Annotated in this window: 10 protein-coding genes; 4 read left to right on the forward strand and 6 right to left on the reverse strand. The window is 71.4% G+C overall.

The features are described from left to right. Positions 1-58: 58 nt before the first annotated feature. The 4 genes from ACZ4O3_RS38170 to ACZ4O3_RS38185 form a co-directional block, all read right to left on the reverse strand. Complete coding sequence (locus ACZ4O3_RS38170; protein WP_467726801.1) at positions 59-958, reverse strand: carbohydrate ABC transporter permease; 900 nt, start codon at positions 956-958, stop codon at positions 59-61. A 4-nt stretch (positions 959-962) separates the two neighbouring features. After that, positions 963-1910, reverse strand: a complete 948-nt coding sequence (locus tag ACZ4O3_RS38175; RefSeq protein ID WP_467726803.1) for a carbohydrate ABC transporter permease — start codon at positions 1908-1910, stop codon at positions 963-965. Positions 1911-1914: 4 nt separating this feature from the next. After that, positions 1915-3180 carry a sugar ABC transporter substrate-binding protein gene (locus ACZ4O3_RS38180; RefSeq protein ID WP_467726804.1) on the reverse strand — a complete coding sequence of 422 codons (1266 nt, stop codon included), beginning with the start codon at positions 3178-3180 and terminating at the stop codon, positions 1915-1917. A 601-nt stretch (positions 3181-3781) separates the two neighbouring features. Next, complete coding sequence (locus ACZ4O3_RS38185; RefSeq protein WP_384992483.1) at positions 3782-4897, reverse strand: LacI family DNA-binding transcriptional regulator; 1116 nt, start codon at positions 4895-4897, stop codon at positions 3782-3784. A gap of 298 nt (positions 4898-5195) precedes the next feature. Between ACZ4O3_RS38185 and ACZ4O3_RS38190 the strand changes: the two genes are divergently transcribed. Then, the gene (locus ACZ4O3_RS38190; protein ID WP_467726806.1) at positions 5196-7451 is read left to right on the forward strand and encodes a hypothetical protein; all 2256 of its coding nucleotides are present in this window, start codon (positions 5196-5198) and stop codon (positions 7449-7451) included. Between the two features lie 640 nt (positions 7452-8091). Here the strand turns inward: ACZ4O3_RS38190 and ACZ4O3_RS38195 are convergent. Continuing rightward, positions 8092-8604, reverse strand: a complete 513-nt coding sequence (locus tag ACZ4O3_RS38195; protein WP_467726808.1) for a DUF2231 domain-containing protein — start codon at positions 8602-8604, stop codon at positions 8092-8094. A gap of 410 nt (positions 8605-9014) precedes the next feature. On the opposite strand from ACZ4O3_RS38195, the gene ACZ4O3_RS38200 reads away from it, so the two are divergent. From ACZ4O3_RS38200 to ACZ4O3_RS38210, 3 genes are all read left to right on the forward strand, one after another. Continuing rightward, the gene (locus ACZ4O3_RS38200) at positions 9015-9917 is read left to right on the forward strand and encodes a pyridoxamine 5'-phosphate oxidase family protein (protein WP_362731482.1); all 903 of its coding nucleotides are present in this window, start codon (positions 9015-9017) and stop codon (positions 9915-9917) included. A 582-nt stretch (positions 9918-10499) separates the two neighbouring features. Continuing rightward, positions 10500-12902, forward strand: a complete 2403-nt coding sequence (locus tag ACZ4O3_RS38205) for a glycoside hydrolase family 65 protein (RefSeq protein ID WP_467726810.1) — start codon at positions 10500-10502, stop codon at positions 12900-12902. Positions 12903-13293: 391 nt separating this feature from the next. After that, a complete protein-coding gene (locus ACZ4O3_RS38210) occupies positions 13294-15018 on the forward strand; it encodes a SulP family inorganic anion transporter (protein ID WP_467726812.1) in 1725 nt (574 codons plus the stop codon). Positions 15019-15237: 219 nt separating this feature from the next. On the opposite strand, the gene ACZ4O3_RS38215 is transcribed toward ACZ4O3_RS38210, so the two are convergent. Continuing rightward, positions 15238-15897 (reverse strand): pyridoxamine 5'-phosphate oxidase family protein, encoded by a 660-nt coding sequence (locus ACZ4O3_RS38215; RefSeq protein ID WP_362727035.1) that lies wholly within the window; start codon positions 15895-15897, stop codon positions 15238-15240. Positions 15898-15966 lie beyond the last annotated feature (69 nt).

A 15966-nucleotide genomic window follows, 5' to 3' on the forward strand; every position in this document is an offset into this window, starting at 1 on the left:
GGGACGGAAGAGCCGAGCGGTGAAGGACCCGCGCGCGCCGCGCGGGTGGGCCGGAGCACTACTTGATGCCGGTCGCGGCGAGGCCCTGCACGAACCAGCGCTGCAGCAGCACGAAGACCAGCACGATCGGCGTGATCACCATCACCGAGCCGGCCAGCAGGAGGCCGTACTGGGCGGCCTGCGGACCCGTCGAGTACAGCGACAGCGCGACGGGCAGGGTGTACTTGTCCTGGCTCTGGGCCACCACGAGCGGCCAGAGGAAGTTGTTCCAGGAACTCAGGAACGTCAGAATGCCGAGCGTGGCCAAGGGCGGTCCGCACAGGGGGAGCACGATCCTGGCGAAGATCCGCAGCTCGCCGGCGCCGTCGATGCGCGCGGCCTCGATCAGCGAGTCCGGCACCGACCTGATGAACTGCCTCATCAGGAAGACGCCGAGGGGGGAAGCCAGGTACGGCAGGATGAGCCCCGGATAGGTGTTGATCATGTGGAGCTTGCCGACGAGGACGAACAGCGGCACGAACGTCACCGTGCCCGGCACCATCAGCATGGTCATCACCAGCAGGAACAACGTCCGCTTGCCCGGGAATTCGAGTTTCGCGAGGACGTAGCCGACCATCGAGCAGAAGACCAGGTTCCCGGCGACCGTCACGAGGGCGACCAGGAGGCTGTTCTCGAAGTAGCTGCCGATGTGCAGGCCGCTGAACCAGAACCGGTAGTTGCCCAGCGTGGGCGAACGGGGCAGCCAGCCGTCGGGGTCGCGCAGGATCTCGCCCTGCGACTTGAACGATCCCAGCACCATCCACGCGAACGGCATCAGCGTCAGGCACACGGCGACGACGAGGAGGGCGTAGGCCAGCCACTGGCCGCGGGAGACCGTGGAGCGGCGCCCGGGCTCACGGTCGGGACGCGGGTTCTTTCCGGGGCGCCGTACGGGCGGACGGGAGAGTGTCGCGGTCATCGGCTCAGTCCTTCGCGCGCAGTGAGCGGAACTGGACGAGGCTCAGCAGCGCCACGGCGACGAACAGGACGTAGCTCGCGGCGGACGCCTGGCCGTAGTTGCCGAAGCCGAACTCCTCGAACGTGTAGTACGTCGCGGAGACCGTGGAGTCGAGCGGACCCCCCTGGGTCATCACGAAGGGCTCCTCGAAGAACTGGAGGTAGCCCACCGAGAGCATGACCGCTCCGAGCAGCAGGGCCGGGCGCAGCAGAGGCAGGGTCACTGCGGTGAAGCGGCGCAGGGGGCCGGCGCCGTCGATGGCGGCTGCTTCGTGGAGTTCGTGCGGCACGTTCTGCAGACCCGCCAGGAAGATGATCATCAAGGTGCCCATGTTGCGCCAGGCCGCCATCGCGATCAGCGACGGCATGGCCCAGGTGGTGCTGTGCAGCCAGTCGGGTCCGCGGACGCCCAGGTACCCGAGCAACGTGTTGACCAGGCCGTCCGGTTGCAGCACGTAGCGCCAGACCACCGCGACGGCCACGATGCTGGTCACCACGGGCGTGTAGAAGCCGAGCCGGAAGACGGTGCGGAATCGGGTGATGCCGTTGTTGAGGGCGACGGCCAGGACGAGCGCCACGACCATCGTCAAGGGGATCCCGACCACGACGAAGTAGCCGGTGTTGAGCAGCGCCCGGCGGAAACCGGGGTCCTCGAAGAGCCGGACGTACTGGTGGAGGCCGACGAAGTCCACCTGGGTGGGCGTCTGCATGTCGCTGCTGCGGAAGTCGGTGAACGACATCAGGAACGACGAGATCAGCGGCAGCAGCATGAAGACGCCGAACACCGCGACGAACGGCAGCGCGAACATCCAGGCGACGACCGCCTGACGGCGTGCGGCCGGGCTGGTCCGGCGCCGGGCCGGGCCGGGATGCGGCTCCCCTGCCCGGGGAGCGTGGAAGGGCAGCTGGGCCATGCGGTCAGCTCCCGGACCCGATTGCGGCGGCCTCCGACTGAAGGGTCCGCATGGCCTTCGCGGGCGCGAGTCCGGCGGTGGTGACACGCTCCATCTGGGCGTCTCCCGCCGCCTGCACCTGTGCCCACTGAGGAGTGTCGGGCGGAGAGTTCACGTCCTTGAGCTGCCGGCCGAACACCGCCAGTTTGGTGTCGTGAGCCAGTGCCGGGGCCTTCCAGGCACTCTGCACCGAAGGCAGGTCGCCGGTCATCCGGTACCACTCGGCCTGGGTGTCGGGTCGGGACAGGAACTGCAGGACCTTCCACGCGGCGGTGGGGTTCTTGGACTTCTTGAAGACGGCCAGGTCGCCGCCCCCGACGAAGGACGTGTGGGAGACCCGGCCCGGCACGACGGCGGTGGCGTACCTGTCCCCGAAGCCGGCGCCCCCGGCCTGGTTCAGCTGGCCCACTTCGTAGGAACCGCCGATGAACATCGGGACCTCGCCCTTGACGAACGCCGACTCGACGGCTCCGGTGTCCGTGCTGGGAGTCCGGTCCGCCACACCCTCGGTGAAGTAGCTGCGGTAGTAGGAGACGGCCTCTCGCATCTGCGGGGTGTCGAGGGTCCAGCGGCCGTCGTCGGCCGTGGTCAGGCGTGCCCCGTTGGACCAGGCGAAGGGGAGGAAGGCCTGGAAGTCCTTCGGGGGGAGGCCGATGCCGTACTTCGCCCCGGCCTTGCTCTGCAGCGCCTTGGCGAGCCGCTTCAGGTCGTCCCAGTTCCGCGGGGCGGAGGTGAAGCCCGCCTTGCGGGCGAGGTCGGTCCGGTAGTAGAGCACCGGGGTGTCGACGTACCAGGGGATGCCCAGCGCCGCGCCCTCCACCTCGGTCGAGGCGAGGGATCCGGAGTAGAAGCCGGTGGCCCCGAAGTTGGCGGGGACGGCGGCGAAGGCGTCCGCCCTGCCGAACTCACCCATCCATGTGGTGCCGATCTGGCCGATGTCCGGGGTGGCTCCCGCCGCGATGGCCGACTGGTACTTGTCGTGGGCGCTGCCCCAGGGGGTCGCCGTCACCTTCACCGTGACGTCCGGGTTCTTCGCCTCGAACTTCTTCAGCAGGGCGGGCAGTTGGTCGGCCTCGGCGCCCTGGGCCCATATCGTGACGGTTCCCTTGGCCGCCCCCGCCTCCAGGGTGCTGACGGCCTGGGGAGATCCCTCCTGAGCGCTGCGGCCGCAGCCGGCCAGTGCCAGCCCTCCACAGACAGCGATCGCCAGCATCACTCGGCTCCGTGGCATCGCGCGCCTCCTTCTTGCTCTTCCTCATGGGTCCCGTGTGTGTTCCGCACCCGGCTCTCGCAGGTGGTCGCGGCGCTCGGCGGACGGTGCCCCGACCAGCCGTTCCGTTCCGTGCGACACGTCGGAACGGGTACGGATTTAAGCGCTTAGATTTCCAGGTGCGTGCCGATGCTAAGCGCTTAGATTTGGGACTGGCAAGAGCCCGGCCGAAAGGGATCGCCACGTCGGGGAGATGCGCCAGCCGCGGCGCCGGGAAACCGGCCTCCGAGCCGAGGACGGACGAGCCGGCGACGCGATCCGGATCCCGTACGGGCAGGACGAGCGCCGCCGGGCCCGCAACGAAACGCGCACGCGGGAAGACCCGCACCGAGGAACGCCACCGCGCGAGCCGCGAACGGACCGAACCCCTGACCGGGAGTCCGGACACCCCTGGCCCCGCGGCACACAGGACCCCCGGTCCCGGCACAGGCCGGTCCCGCCGGCCCGGAACGGCAGGGTCCGCGGTCCCGCAGCGGACTGGACCGGCGGCCCGCGACCGACGCCGCCGGCAGCACCGGAAGGCGAACAGGCTCCGCCCGCCGGGGCGGACCGGCCCTGCCCCTCAGTGCGCCCAGCGGGAGGACCGCGGCGGGCAGCCGCAGCTCTCGCGGAGTACCAGTCGCACCGGCAGCTCCCGCACTTCCGGGGCGCGCCCGGGCTCCTCGATCGAGGCGGCGAGGATCTCGACCACGGCCTTGCCCATCTCCACCATCGGCTGCTGCACGGTCGTCAGCGCGGGCCGCACGATCCGCCCCGCTGCGATGCCGTCGAATCCGGTCACGGCGACCGTCCCGGGCACGTCGACGCCGCGGTCGTTCAGGATCTCCATGATGTCGAGGGCCACGTCGTCGGTGGCACACACGAAAGCCTCGGGAAGTTCCAGATCCACGGGCAGTTCCACCGCCGCACGCCCCCGCGCGTCGGTCCGCGTGCCGGGCACGAGCGGTTTGCGCGGAACCCGCAACCGCGCGGCGCGCAGCGCGTCCCGGAAGCCGTCGAAGCGGGCCCGCGCCTCGGCGGGGTTGAGCCCACCGACGAACATCAGGTCCCGGCAGCCGTGGTCGCGCACCAGATGCTCGGTGATCGCGCGCACGCCGCCGCGATTGTCCACGGTGACATGGCTGAGCCGGTCGTCCGCCGGTGGTTCCGACACGGAGACGACCGGGATGCGCCCCGCGATGTGCTCCAGCGCCGCAGGCGGCAGGGTCTGGGGAAAGACGGCCAGGCCGTCCACCCGGCCGGCGACGTCGGTCACGAAGGACACCGGATTGGCGTGACTCGGTCCGCCGATCATCACCGCGTACCCGCGTTCCCAGCTGGCGATCTCCATGCCGCGGCGAACCTCGTCGGCGTAGAGCGGGAAGTCCCGGCACATCTCGTCCGGCGCCTCTCGTACCACCGGGACCGGCTCCCCGGGGCGGGGCGCACCGAGGGGCGGCGCCGCCGGCCGGGCTTCGATCAGGTAGTCGTAGGAGAACAGGCCCAGCGCCCGGGTGCGGCCGTCGGCGAGCCCTCGCGCGCTGGCCGACGGTACGTACTGCAGTTCACGGGCGGCCACGTGGACCAGGTCGCGCGTGGACTCCTTGACCTTGTCCGGGCGCCGGAACGTCATCGAGACGGTGGCGATCGACACGCCTGCTCGTTCCGCCACGTCGTAGACCGTAGCCGGCTTGGTCACCGAGCCCCCTCGTCACTGGCCGGACCGCGATTTATGCGCTTTGATTTCGCACTCCAACCTTACACACCGTCTCCCGCGACCCGGGCGGATCACCTGCGGGGACCTCGCCCAAGGGGGAACGGCCCGTGCGCACGCGGCGCCAAGGCCGGCGCCGCAGCCCCCTCTGCCTCCGTCACGAGTCTTGGCAGCAGCGAATCTAAGCGCTTAAAGTCATCCGCGATCCGGCCGACCTAAGCGCTTAGATCCACGGTCCGGCCGGCCGTTCCAGCCTTCCTGCCCACCCATGAGGAGGTGGCTCGTGAGAACCCTTGGATCCGGATTCCTCGCCGCACTGCTCACCCTGCTGGTCGGGGCCGGCCCGGCCCTCGGCACCGCGCAGGCCGCATCGGACACGCACGGAGTGCCGCACGCAGCGGTGGCCCGCTCGGCGGACGACGGCGGGGTGTCGCTGACTCCCTACGACCCCTCGCACTACACGGACCTGTACGCCGATCCCGACGGACCCGTCACCGGCTCGACCTACATCTTCGACCCCGCCGCCGACTTCCGGGACCGCGTCGCCAGGGACTTCACGCATATGCGCGACGACCAGGGCATCAACACCATCGGCTTCTACAACCTCGTGCAGATGACGGACGCCGACCGTGACATCCTCTTCGACCAGCTCGAGACGGACCGTCAGAAGGCCGTGGTCCGCATCGAGTGGTACGACTCCGCGACCTTCGACTTCGACGCCGGCGACCCGGCGCACACCGACGCCGAGAGCGTCCTGCACTACTACGGCAGCGACGACCCGGCGCACGGCTACACCTCCCTGTTCGACTACCTGATCCGCACCCACCGGCTCGGTGACATCGCCTATTTCGCGCTCAACATGCCCGTCGACGACGGGACCGTGACGGGGCATTTCGTCACCTCTCAGTACTCCGACGGACGCGGGAACCCCGCCTGGGCCGCGAGCCAGGCGCCGTACGCCGACTACCTGATCTCCCGTCTGCGAGGCATCCTCGGCGCCGGAGCCGAGCTGTACCTGAGCGTCTTCTACGGCTGGGACCAGAGCTACCCGACGCCGTCCTACGCCGGCATCGCGCACCCCGCCGACGGCTACTTCTTCAACAACTACAGCTACCCCGCCGCCGAGCCGCCGGACGAGAACGCCACCACCTCGCGGCGGATCAACCAGCCGCGACTGCAACGTGCGATGGACCTGATGACGAGCCAGTACCCGACGCAGCCCAAAGTCATCGAGTACGGGTTTCACACGGTCGACTACAACAACGGTGTGATCCCCGCTCAGACGGCCGGGCTCGTCACCTCCCTCGCCGCCAAGCGGCTGGCACTGCCCGAGACGACCGCCTACTACCGCGACGGTTCCTCGGCAGGACGGCCGTTCAACGTCCGCGGCACGCTCTACTTCGCCCAGAATCTCTACAAGGAGGAAGGAGACCCCGCCGCCTGGATGGACTGGACGCTGGACTATCCGGCGACCGGTACCGTCCAGGCGGAGAACGTGCGCGCCGTGCGCTACTACCGTGACGGCACGAGCCTTGCCGCTCCCGAGGTCGGCGACTCCTCCGCCTCCGGTGGAAAGGCGGTGCTCCTCGCCGGCCCCGGCCGGGCCCTGGCCTTCTACGACCTGGGCGACGCGTCGGTCGTCCAGATGCGCTACCGCTCCGACCGTGCGGCCACGGTGCGTATGTCTGCCTCGGGCGCCGCGGCCCGGACACTGCGCCTGCCCGCCTCGCACACCTGGCGGGTCGTGTCAGTCCCCCTCGACGTACCGTTCCAGGGCTCGGTCCGGCTCACCCAGGTCCGCGGGCGCGACACGGTCGTCGACTGGCTGCGGCCGCTGGCCGACTACGAGGCGGTCACGGCCGCCGGTCACGGCACCACGCCCACTGCCGACGGTTCGGCCCTCGTGCTCCCGGCCGGCCGGGCTTCCTCCGCCACTTTCCGGCGGGTGCACGGCGGCAGCCGGGTGACCCTGCACTACGCCACGACCGAGGCCACGGACGTGGTGCTGGCCGTAGACGGCACGGCCCATCCGGTGCACCTGCCCGCGACCGCCGGTCCGGGAGTATTCGCGGACCGTGTTCTCACCGTGGATGTGCCGAGCGGCGCACGGGTGGTCGTCGAGCGCGCCGCCCGCGGGCCGGGCGCCGCTGGTCTCACCCTCGGGCACCTCGCGGTCGACGGCCAGTACGAGGCGGAGGCCCAGAGCGGCCTGTACAACGGCGCCCACGCCGTGGCGGACCCACGCGCCTCCGCGGGCGGGGTGGCCACCTCCTTCGACGTGGTGGGAGCCTCCGTCGTGGTTCCCAAGACGATAGTCGGGGACACCGTGACCTTCCGGTACCGCAGTACGCGCAACGCGCGCATGACACTCATCCTCGGCGGGAGGACCACGCCGATCGCCTTCCCCGACTCCCGGGGTTCGCTGGCCACGGTTTCGTCCCGGGTCGACGTGCCCGCGCAGGGGACGCTCATTCTGCAGCGCAACGGCGACGACAGCGCGCTCGGACTCGACCTGGACTGGGTGAAGGTGTCCGGCTGAGACATGTCGCCGAAGTGAACACGCCGGCGCACGTCCCTCCGCCGGCTCCGACCGAGCGGCCCGCGAACCGATGACCGGTTCGAAGCGCGGCTCCGCCCGACCGACGGCGCGGCGCCGGTACCCCAACCGGTCGGCCCCGTAAGGAGACTGTCGAGCGGGCCGTGCGGCGGCCATGGGACTCCGGCGTCCGCTCGGTGAGCCTGTCACAGGGGATACGCCCTGCGGAGGTCGCCGAGGGGACGCTCCCGTGGACGCCCGCGCAGGAGAAGGGGGGAGAAGGGCGCTGCCGGGCGGGGGTCTGCCACGGACCGGTCGGGCGAGGCACCGGGGAAGCGCTCGGGCGGTGGCGTGGGGCGGTGTGCGCGACGCCGCCGCCGAGGGCGTCCCGGCGGCGGGCCGACGCGAACCCGGCGTCGCTCTCGGTCGCCGCGTCGCGCCCGACCACGCGTGGCGCCCGCACCGCTCCGAAGCCGCGCTCCGCCTCGCGACGACCGGCCCGACGGATCACGACCCTACCGGCCGGTCCCGGCCGGGACCGGCCGGGACCTGCGTGACAGCATCCGTGGCCCACCCCCGGTCCGCGAAGTGAGCGCCCGGTACGGAAACCTGTCCGCCGCACGGTGCGACCGGGCGGGGACCCTCAGTCCTCGTCCCGGGCATGGGAGGCCGTCTGGGAGAAGCCGCCGTGCCAGGCCGCCTTCGCGCCCGAGTCGCCGATGCGGTACACGTCCACCACGGCACCCGCCGCCACGGCCACCGAGAGAACCACCGCCGCCACGCGTATCGGCACAGCGGACCGGATGGCCGCGCCCGCGGCGTCCGCCCGGGGCCCGGTGGCGCGGGAACCCCACCAGACCAGCGACGCCAGGAGGAACAAGCCGGCGGCCCACGGAAGGAGACCGTCTCCGAGTTCGGCGTGCCGTTCCACCAAGGCGTTGTCCGTGACATGCCGTTCCAGCCATTCACCGGCGCTCGTCGTGAGCGGCACGCTGACCAGCGAGACCAGAGCAAGGAGTGGCAGTGCTACGCCCATGCGTCGGGCGGCTCGCGCGGAGATCGCCGCGACCACGAGCGCCACCGCGGTCAGCGGGACGAGCACCACGACGAGATGCACGAGGAGGACATGCGCCGGCAGGCCGTTGATCAATGTCATGAAGAGGGTCCTCGGATGAGATGTTCACAAGCGGGTACGAACGCGCGTCAGCGTTGCACAGGAACCTCTCAGTCACCTCTGAGGCCAGCGGGTCCCCCTGATCCCGTCGGAGAGCCGCTCTGCCGCCTGCAAGCCGCGGGATCGGTGGCACACGGGTCCGCGCGCGAGGAGAGTTCCGGGCAGCGGCGCCCGGCACCCCTGACCGGCGACAGCGGGGGCGCCGGCCGGAGCCTCTGCGACCGGACCGGGTGCGCACGGCGGTTTCCGGGCCACGCACCGCCGAGGGCAGGAGCGGCAGGAGGGCAGCCAGGATCGCACGGCGTCCGAGCCGCCGGGCCTACGCGCCGTGCGCCGATGTGGCTCACGTGGCAGGTTGGAACCAGCGGCATTGCGAGGAAAGGGCGGCGATCATGGAAGCTCACCTCGGCGACCAGCTCGTCATCGAGAGCACGGCGACCGGCGCCGTCCGGCGAGACGGCGAGATCGTCGGACTCCACCACCCGGACGGCACGCCTCCTTACGAGGTGCGCTGGTCGGACACGGACGAAGTGACGCTAGTGTTCCCCGGACCCGACGCGCACATCCGCCACCTCGAAGGACACCCTCCCTCGGACGTGCGGCAGACGCGGCCCGAGTCCACGCCCCCGGCCACCGCGCCCGACGCAACGGCCGACCCCGGCGACATCGGCCGGCGCGTGGCCGACGAACGCCACAGGCAGGGACTCAGCCGGGTGGAGGCGGCCCGCCGCGCCCGGATGTCGCCCGACTATCTCGCCTATCTCGAGGAGCACCCCGCGGACCCGGGCCTCGGCACGCTCATCAGGCTCGCCGACGCGCTCGGCACCACGGTGACCTCGCTCCTGGGCAGCGGCACCGAACTGCCGCCTGGTCAGGGACATGCGCTGCTGCACCCTCGCTTCCGGAAACTCGGCCCGGAGGAGTGCCGGGCCCTGCTCTCCACCCACGGTGTGGGACGGCTGGCGGTGTCGGGATCCGACGGCCGCCCGGTGGTCGTCCCCGTCAACTACGAGGTCGTCGACGATGCGATCGCCTTTCGGACCACGCCGCACTCGGTCGCCGCCAGGGCGGCGGAGACCGAGGTCGCGTTCGAGGTCGACCGCCTGGACGAGGCGTTCAGCCGGGGCTGGAGCGTCCTGGCCGTCGGCCCCGCGAACGTCGTGACGAACCCCGACGCCGTCCGACGGATCGCCGAACGTGCCCACACGACACCCTGGGCGGGCGGCGAACGCGAGATGTGGGTGTCGATCCGGCCCACGAACCTGACGGGCCGTCGGATCACCACCGACGAATGACCCGACCCGGGGCGCTACCGTCCGTGCCCACCCGCCCCGGCGTCCAGGTCCGGCGGAGCGGCCGCAGCGGGGACCGGGGCGGGGTGTCACGGGTCCGTCCGAAGTCCCGAAGTCCCTCTCGAACCGGACGGCGACGGCGGTGACGGCGACGGAAGCGGCGGGATCACCGGGACGCTGCCGGGCTCGGTGCCGGCGGCGACGGCTCGTGCCGCATGCCCGGTTGCCGCGGTCCGCGAGCGTGCGGCACGGCACGGCGCGGCACCGAGGAACACTCCCGCGGACCGGGGCCGAGGTCGAGAACCCGGACGGCGGCAGCGGTGCCGTCCGACTCGCCCGGCCCGCGGCCCAGGCGCGCGGTCGCAGACCGACCGCCGTACGGGTGCGGCCCACCCCGGCGCGGAGCCGTGGACCGCGTGCCGGGCGCCGGTGGCGCCTGGGTGCGGCAGGGGCGCGGATGCTCTCCTCCACCACGCCTGGTGCCAGGCCGCCGTCGTCCCCCAGCCGGTCCGAAGCCCGCGATACGGCCCGGGAGAACCGAACCACCCGAAGGGGAATGCCTCCGGGGGAAGGAGAGGGTGCCCGATGCCGGAGTGGACATGGGAGTGGACGGGCTACGACCCCGCAGGCGAGAAGCTGCGTGAATCCCTCTGCACGCTGGGGAACGGCTACTTCGCCACGCGGGGCGCGCTGCCCGAGTGCCGGGCCGGTCTGGTCCACTACCCGGGCACCTACGTGGCCGGGTGCTACAACCGGCTGGAGTCGACCGTAGCGGGGCGGCGGGTGACGAACGAGGACCTGGTCAACCTGCCGAACTGGCTGCTGCTGCGGTTCCGCAGGCGGCGCACCGGGGAAACCTGGGGCCCCTGGTTCTCCCCGCACCCGCGCACGATCATGAACCACAGACACACGCTGGACCTGCGGCGCGCGACGCTCACCCGGACCTTCCGGCACAGCGATGTCGGGACCGGCGTGCTCGGTGTGGAGCAGATCCGCCTGGTGCACATGGCGGATCCTCACCTGGCCGCGCTGCGAACGGTCTTCACGGCACGGGACTGGTCGGGTGAGGTGGAGATCGAAAGCTGCCTCGACAGCGAGGTGATCAACGGCAACGTGCACCGTTACAGAGCCCTGAACCGCCATCACCTGACCGGTGTCCGTACGGGCGTGCGGGAGCCGGACTGCATCTGGCTGAGCTGCCGGACCAAGGCGTCGGGTGTCGTGGTCGCGCTCGCCGCCCGGACCACGGTCGTCGCCGGCCGGTCCCTGCCGCCACCGGAGTTCCGTCCGGTCCGGCACCGCGCGGTCCATCGCCTGGTGGTCCCGATCGCTCCCGGCCGGCCCGTCACCGTGGACAAGACCGTCGCGCTGCACACCTCACGGGACACCGCGATCAGCGATCCGCTGGACGCGGCCCTCGACCGGGTCTCCGCTGCGGCGGACTTCCCGGCCCTGCTGGAGTCCCACACCGCGGCCTGGGAGCGGTTGTGGCGGCGCGCGGACGTCCAGGTGCCCGGCGAGGCGGGACGGATCCTGCGTCTCCACCTCTTCCACGTCCTGCAGACGCTTTCACCGCACACCGCGGATCTCGACGTGGGGGTGCCCGCACGGGGACTGCACGGAGAGGCGTACCGAGGTCATGTCTTCTGGGACGAGCTCTTCGTGCTCCCCTATCTCGACCTGCACTTCCCCGAGGTCTCCCGGGCACTGCTGGACTACCGGTACCGTCGCCTCCCGCGCGCCTGCAGGGCCGCCGCCGAGGCCGGCCGGACCGGGGCGATGTTCCCGTGGCAGAGCGGCAGCGACGGCCGCGAGGAGACCCAGGCATGGCATCTCAATCCCGGTTCCGGCCACTGGCTGCCCGATCACTCCCGGCTCCAGCACCACGTGGGCTCCGCGGTCGCCTACAACGTGTGGCAGTACTGCGAGGCCACCGGCGACACCGAGTACCTGTACTCCCGGGGCGCGGAGATGCTGCTGCAGATCGCCCGCTTCTGGGCGGACCTCACCGTCCTCGACCCCGGCACGGGCCGCTACCGGATCCTCGGCGTCGTCGGCCCCGACGAGTACCACGACGGCTACCCCGGTGCCGCGCGGCCGGGGCTGGACGACAACACGTACACCAATGTCACCGCTGCCTGGGTGCTCACCCGCGCCCTCGAACTCCTGGAACGTCTGCCGGCCTGGCGCCGCGACGAGCTGCGCGAGCAGCTCGGTCTCACCGCGGACGAACCTGCCAGGTGGGAGGAGGTCTCCCGCCGGCTGCGAGTGCCCTTCCACCAGGGCGTCATCAGCCAGTTCGAGGGCTACGACACGCTCGCCGAGCTCGACTGGGACAGCTACCGCGCGCGCTACGGCACGATACGGCGGCTGGACCGGATCCTGGAGGCCGAGGGCGACACCGTCAACCGCTACCGGGCCTCCAAACAGGCCGACGTCCTCATGCTCGGCTACCTGTTCTCGCCCGCCGAACTCCGGACGATGTTCGGGCGCCTGGGGTACGAACTGGACGACGACATCTGGCGCAGGACCGTGGACTACTACCTGCGGCGCACCAGCCACGGCTCCACCCTCAGCGGCCTCGTCCACGGACTGGTCCTCGCCCGGGCCAAACGGGCGGACGCGTGGCAGTACGTCCGCGAGGCCCTGGAGTCGGACATCGCCGACGTGCAGGGCGGCACCACCGGTGAGGGCATCCACCTCGGTGCCATGGCGGGCACCCTCGACCTGGTCCAGCGCGGCCTGACCGGACTGGAGACCCGGGAGGACTCCCTGTGGCTGGACCCGGTCCCGCTGCCCGCGCTGTCCGAGTACGGATTCACGGTGCGCTATCACGGTCACTGGGGCGTGGGCCTGCGTCGCCGCAGCGGGCACCTGGAGATCAGCGTGCCCGACTCGGAGAGGTCGCCGATCCGCGTGATCCTGGCGGACCGGGCCGTGACCATCGCCCCGGGGGAGACGTGCACGCTGAAGCTGCGCAAGGAGTGACCAGCGAGAATCCGGCTCCCCGCGCCGGGGCGTGCCCGTGACGGTCCCTCAGGCGTGGGCCACGACGGCGACGGGGGCGGCCAGCCCCGGCGGCGGCCTCAGCCGCGGACGCGGCCCGGTGCCCGCACGACGAGCGGAGCCGGAGGCCAGACCCGCGGGTCTCGGGTCACGTGCTCGGCCGTGGCGGTGATCCTCCGGGCGCCGGGAGGGGGTTGCGCGTGCTCCCCGACGCCCCTCACTCCGGCCGTGCGGCCGGGAGGGTCCGCCGGAGGTCGGCACGCGTCGGGCTGAACTGCTCCATGCGTATGACCGGTTGGGCATGAGCACGACGTTGCGGTTCCGGTCCGGCTCACTCCGGTGGATGCTGGAGCCAGCAGGCGAAAGGCGGCGTATGACCCACGGCGGAGGGGGACATCCTGGATGGCGCCGGCTCGTGCCCGGACTCGACCTGCTGTTCGGCTACCGGCGTGTCTGGCTGAAGGGAGACGTGCTGGCCGGAGCGACCGTGGCCGGGTACCTGGTACCACAGGTCATGGCGTACGCCGCCGTCGCCGGGCTGCCTCCGGTCGCCGGGCTCTGGGCGATCCTGCCCGCCCTGGCCGTGTACAGCGTGTTCGGCTCCTCGCGGCTGCTGTCGGTCGGCCCGGAGTCGACGACCGCCCTGATGACGGCCACGGTGGTGGGCCCGCTCGCGGCCGGTGACGCCGCCCGTTACGCCGTACTGGCGGCCACCCTGGCCACGGCGGTCGGCCTGGCCTGCCTGATCGCACGGGCGGTGCGCCTGGGCTTCCTGGCGGATCTCCTCTCCCGCCCGGTCCTGATCGGCTACCTGGCCGGCGTGGCTCTCATCATGACGGTGGACCAGCTGCCCAAGATCACGGGAGTACGGACGACGGAAGCCGGGTTCTTCCCCCAACTCTGGTTCTTCTTGCGGCACCTGGGCGATGTCCAGCCGCCCACCCTGGCGTTCTCGGTCACGGCGCTCGCCTGTCTGCTCGTTGCGGCGCGGTGCTTCAGGTCGCTCCCTGGACCGCTTCTCGCACTGGTCCTGGGCACCGTGGCCGTGGTCACGCTCGATCTGGACGACCGTTACGGCATCCAGGTCATCGGTACGGTTCCCTCCGGCCTGCCGGACCTCGCCGCACCGGACCTCGGCGCCCTGCCGCGCCTGGCTCTGCCGGCCATCGGCGTCCTTCTCGTGGCGTTCACCGACTGCGTCCTGACGGCCCGCGCCTTCGCGGGCCGGAGTCCGGACGACGGCACCGGCCTCGATGCCGACCAGGAGTTCCTGGCTCTGGGTGCCGCCAACCTCGGCGCGGGCGCCCTGCACGGTTTCCCGGTCAGCAGCAGCGCGAGCCGTACCGCCCTGGCCGACTCCACCGGCGCACGCAGTCAGGCATACTCCCTGGTCGCCGGAGCCCTGGTACTGGCTGTGTTGCTCTTCCTGAGCCCGCTGCTGGCCCGCACGCCCGCCGCGCTGCTGGGCGCCCTGGTGGTCTACGCCGCCATCCGGATGATCGATCTGTCCGGCTTCCGCCGCCTGGCCTCCTTCCGCCGCCGCGAACTCCTGCTGGCGCTGGGCTGCCTGGCGGGCGTACTCGTCCTGGACATCCTCTACGGCGTCCTGGTCGCCGTCGGCCTGTCGGTGACGGAACTCCTCACCCGGGTGGCTCGTCCGCACGACGCCGTCGAGGGTCTGGTGCCCGGCATGGCCGGCATGCACGACATCGACGACTACCCCATGGCCCGCACGGTCCCCGGACTGCTCGTGTACCGCTACGACTCCCCTCTGTTCTTCGCCAACGCCGAGGACTTCCACCGTCGGGCCCTGGCCGCCGTAGCCACACAGACCGAACCCGTCCGCTGGTTCGTCCTCAACGCCGAGGCCAACGTCGAAGTCGACATCACCGCCCTCGACGCCGTTGACGGACTGCGCCGCGAACTGACCGAGCGCGGAGTCGTGTTCGCCCTCGCCCGGGTCAAGCAGGATCTCCTGGACAGTCTGAAGGCCTACGGCCTCGCGGACTCGGTCGGCCCGGATCTCATGTTCCCGACCTTGCCGACCGCGGTCTCGGCCTACCGCCAGTGGCTGTCGACGCACCCCGACCACTCGTGAGTGAGCCCACGGCACAGAAGCCGGCCGGCGGCATGGTGGAGGCCGTCAGGATGATCGAGGCGGCCCATGAGGACAGGACCGGCCCCGGGATTCGGTCCTGGTCGTCAACGGTCACGTGAGAGGCCTGCGACCGGGGCGCCCTCGCGTCTCCCCCGGCCTCCGCCCCAGGCGCGTCCGGACCCGGGACGCCCGGCGCGGACGCGACGCACCGGCCCGGGGTCAGAGGTCGTGGATCCGGCGCCCACTGATCTCCGACGGCACGAGGCGGATCAACAGGTCTCTGGCGCCGCCCGCCCAGGGCTCGCCGCCCGACTGTTCCGCGAGGTGCCGAACGGTCTCCGGGTCCGTGACGTGTTCCGCGGTGCCGACCACCAGGACACTCCAGCCGACGCTGCGCTGCTCGTCGATGCGATCGGCCTGGAAGGAGGCCTCGCCGCCGGGTTCGACCGCCGCGGCTCCCTGGGCATCCGTGCGGTACACCACCGTCAAGCCGTCGACGACGTAGTTGACCGGGAACACCCTGGGCCCTGGATGGGCCGGCAACGCGACACGTCCGACCCCGTGCGTGTCCAGTCGCTCCCAGCATTCCTTGGCGGTGAGTTTCACGAGCACCGGGTGCGAGGCCGCTCCGCGCCGGCCTGCGGGTGCGTCGCCCGGGCCTTCGCGCAATTCCCGGTAGGTCATCCCGAGGGCGGTGGCGACCCGCAGAAACCCACCAGGGTCGAAATCGGCCCCGGACTCGATCAGGTACCGCAGGTAGTGCGGTGACATCCCGACCTGGCCTGCCAGCTCCTGCTCCGTCAGGCCCAGTTGCTTGAGCCGGGTCTCGATTCGCTGGATCAGATCACGGTCAGCCGGACGATCAGCGTTCCCTTTCAAGATCTCCTCCCCACACGGCGCTCGGGGCGGGTGTCTCTCGCGGCCCTGGACTCAGGCACCGGCCGATGA

The sequence above is a fragment of the Streptomyces sp. NPDC026515 genome (genome assembly GCF_055567595.1).